Source organism: Paenibacillus mesophilus (assembly GCF_005938385.1).
Lineage (GTDB): Bacteria > Bacillota > Bacilli > Paenibacillales > NBRC-103111 > Paenibacillus_AB > Paenibacillus_AB mesophilus.
In genome coordinates, this window is sequence record NZ_VCRA01000084.1 from 1 (window position 1) to 1,301 (window position 1,301).

At 46.7% G+C, this 1,301-nt stretch carries 1 protein-coding gene; it reads left to right on the top strand.

What is annotated here, in order from left to right; genetic code table 11:
- Nucleotides 1-1,301 (top strand): IS4 family transposase (locus FE783_RS37260; protein WP_138884452.1); only part of this gene is annotated, 1,301 nt, incomplete at both ends.

Genomic DNA, 1,301 nt, shown 5'->3' on the forward strand with positions numbered 1-1,301 from the left:
CTAAAAGAAACGCTGACATCCCTCATACGAGAAATGGCAGCTGCACCAGCACCTTATGTCAAAAATCCTGAAAAAGATTTTACCCGCAAGAAAAAGCTGCCCTTTGACACGGTTATGCAACTCCTGATCTCAATGGGTGGCAACAGCCTATATAAGGAACTCTTGGAATCGCAGGGCTATGACGTAAACACCGCAACTACTTCTGCTTTTGTCCAGCAGAGGAATAAAATCCTGCCCTCTGCTGTGGAATTCTTGTTTCACGAATTTACGCAATCGTATACGGATATCAAGGACTACAGAGGGTATCGATTACTTGCCGTTGATGGTTCGGATTTGCATATCGCAACGGACTCTGCGGACACGGACACCTATTTTCAAAGTCAACCGAACACGAAAGGCTATAACCTTCTGCATTTGAATGCAGCCTATGACTTATGCAACAGACTTTACGTGGATGCCATTGTTCAGCCACGAAGGTTATGCAATGAGGGAAGGGCGCTGGCTGCTATGGTTGACCGTTCTCCCATCAAGGGCAAAACCATTGTTACGGCCGATCGAGGTTATGAAAGTTACAACAATTTCGCGCATCTTGAACGCAAAGGGTGGAACTACGTCATACGGGTAAAGGATGTGGATTCCAGTGGTATTCTTTCGAGCTTGCGTTTGCCTTCTAACGGGGCGTTTGATCGGGAGGTTCATCTGACACTCACCAAAAAACAAACCAAAGAGGTCAAGGCTCATCCCGAGATGTACAGGTTCGTCCCTTCCACGTCTACCTTTGATTTTTTGGATCTGCAGGAGAACTTGTTTTACCCGATTTCCTTTCGGGTTGTTCGTTTCGTTCTACCGAATGGCACTTATGAAACCGTCATGACGAATCTTTCTGTCGCTGATTTCCCACCCGATGAAATCAAGTCTATTTATAACATGCGATGGGGTATTGAAACCTCTTTCAGGGCCTTAAAATACACCGTCGGTCTGACGAATTTTCACGCAAAGAGACGAGAGTCCATCACCCAGGAGATTTTCGCAAGAATGATCATGTACAATTTCGCTGAAATGATGACCTCGCACGTCGTCATTTCCCAAATGGATACACGGCACCCCTACCAAGTCAACTTCACGGTTGCCGTTTACGTTTGTAGACATTTCCTGCGCTCACGCAGCGATGAACCCCCGCCCGATGTTGAAGCGCTGATTCGCAAAAACATTTTGCCGATTCGACCCATTCGTCCAGGGCAGAAGAATACGCGCAAAATCCGCTGGAAATCAGTCGTTAGCTTCGTCTACAGAGTAGCATA